Here is a 2002-nt window from a genome sequence, read left to right as displayed (position 1 = left end):
AAGGCGGCGCCCATCTGCACGGCAGTGCCTTCGCGGCCGGCCGAGCCGCCCACCAAGTGCGTGAGTAGCGTGCCGCCCAGCACCAGCGGCACCATGCGCAGCGGCAGCCGTTGGCTGGGGCGATGAATCTCGTCGAGAATGAGGTTGTTGCCGCGCACGGCCCGGGTGCCGAAGCGGTGGTAGGCCCAGCCAATGAACAAACCCGCTACGGGCAGCAGCCCTAGGGTCCAGGGGTGGGCTTCGCGCCAGCGCGTTACCCAGTCGAGCGACACCAGAAAGCCGGCCGAGGCCGTGCCGGCCAGCGCGCCCACGAAGCTGCATAGCAGCAGCCAGCGCAGCAAATACAGCAGCACCGAAGTGGAGGAGGAAGCCAGCAAGCGAGGAAAGAAGGAGGAAAGCACGGGCGCGAAAGATATGATGAGCTAAGCGGCGCGGGCGTCGGGGCCGCGTCGGTTCGTAGGAATCATCAGCGCGGGGCGCGGGGCTCCGGCGGTTCGCGGTGGCAATCCATCACCGTAGGCTGTCGGGGCAAAGATAGGCGGGGCCGGACGCACTGTGTAAGGAGTGCCAAAAAACGAAAAAGCAGCGCCCGGGCCGGGTGCTGCTTTTTCAGAGCTGGTGAAACAGCGGGTACTACATTTTCATGCCGCCGTGCTTCATGCCGCCGTGGCCCATGTGGCTCATGCGCGGAGCGATGAAGCGCAGGTACACTTCGAAAGAAAGCGGGTTCTTGCCGTAAGCGGTTAGCAGCGTGCTGTTGTCGGCGGCGGTCGAATTGTAAGTGTTGAGCGTGCCGGTGAGGCCGAGGTCGAGCCAGCCGGCTTTGGTTTTGGCAATGTACTTCGAGGCGCCAAGCGTGAAGGCGGAAACCTGACGGTTGGCGTGGGCCGCGTCGTCATTGAATGCCGGCAGAAGCAGCTCGTCGTAGTTCAGTTGCAGGGTTTCGAGGCGGGTGAACAGGTTGAACTGGCGGGCCTGCAGGTTGCTTTCGAGCAGGAAGGAATGGGAATAATCGACCGAGCTGCCGTGGCCGCTGTGGCGGTTCATGCCCCACACGGCGGTGGTGGAGAGGATGCTGGCCTTGCCCAGCTGCACGTTGTGCATGGCTGAGGCCGTGGTGCGGTCCACGTTGTCGTCGGGCTCCAGCTCCTCGGGGCTGTTGAGGTGGGCGGCCGATACCTGCAGGGCCAGATTGGCGCTGGGGTTTACCGAGAGGCGGGCGCTGTACGAATCGAAGCGCGGCCGGTCGAAGCTGTAGCGGTTTTCGTTGGGCTCGCGGCCGGTAAAAAGTGAGCCCTCCAGCTTGGCGTTGCGGTAGCGCACGCCCAGCGTGGCCACGCCGAATTGAATGTGGGTGGCATCCTGCCAGTGGTGGCCGAGCGGGGCCGAGGGCAGGTTGGCCGCCGAGGGCCGGTGCATAAACACGGGCGGCCCGATGGCCGGCTCGCCGGGGTAGCTGAGGTAGGCGGTCAGGTCGACGTTCTGGCTGGCGGCGTAGGTGTAGCCCACGGCCAGCGCGCTCAGCAGGTCGTGCGGGTGCTGGTGGTCGTGCAGCTTCTCGCCCTTCCACGACTCGCCGGTCTGGAACAGCAGCGGGTAGCCCGCGCCGCCCACCGTGAGCGGGTCGGCCGAGAGCATGGCCTGAATGCTGAACAGCCCGCGCTGGCCCACCAGGTGGTTGGCCATGCCCATAATATAGGAGTTGGCCCGCAAATTCGCATGGCCGCGCAGCTCGGCGTGGTTGAAATTTTGGCTGGTGTAGCGCAGAAATACCGAGTACATCAGCATCATATCCCAGCCCTTGGCCTGGCCCATCTGCATGTACATGGGCGAGGAATCGGGGTGCCAGCTGGTGCCCGAGCCCTGGCGCGACATGGGGAGGTTTTTGGAGAACGAGTTGCGCAGGTCCATCATCATGCCGCCGCTGCTGTCGGCGGCCATGCCGCTCATGCCGGCCATGTCGTGCATGCTGTGGTCGGGCGGGCCGGCGCTGGCCGGGGGC

At 65.4% G+C, this 2002-nt stretch carries 2 protein-coding genes and 1 riboswitch; both genes read right to left on the bottom strand.

Features of this window, described 5'->3' with window-relative positions; all coding sequences use genetic code 11:
- On the bottom strand, positions 1-377 hold a 377-nt coding region (locus ACYVDE_RS21220), incomplete at its 3' end, for a chloride channel protein (protein WP_460503532.1).
- Positions 378-450: 73 nt separating this feature from the next.
- Positions 451-524: riboswitch (Fluoride riboswitch) on the bottom strand.
- 109 nt (positions 525-633) lie between these two features.
- On the bottom strand, positions 634-2002 hold a 1369-nt coding region (locus tag ACYVDE_RS21215; RefSeq protein ID WP_460503531.1), incomplete at its 5' end, for a hypothetical protein.

The organism is Hymenobacter agri (assembly GCF_054778495.1).
Note: the sequence above shows the minus strand (reverse complement) of the source record. Positions and strands in the feature narration are given on the sequence as shown.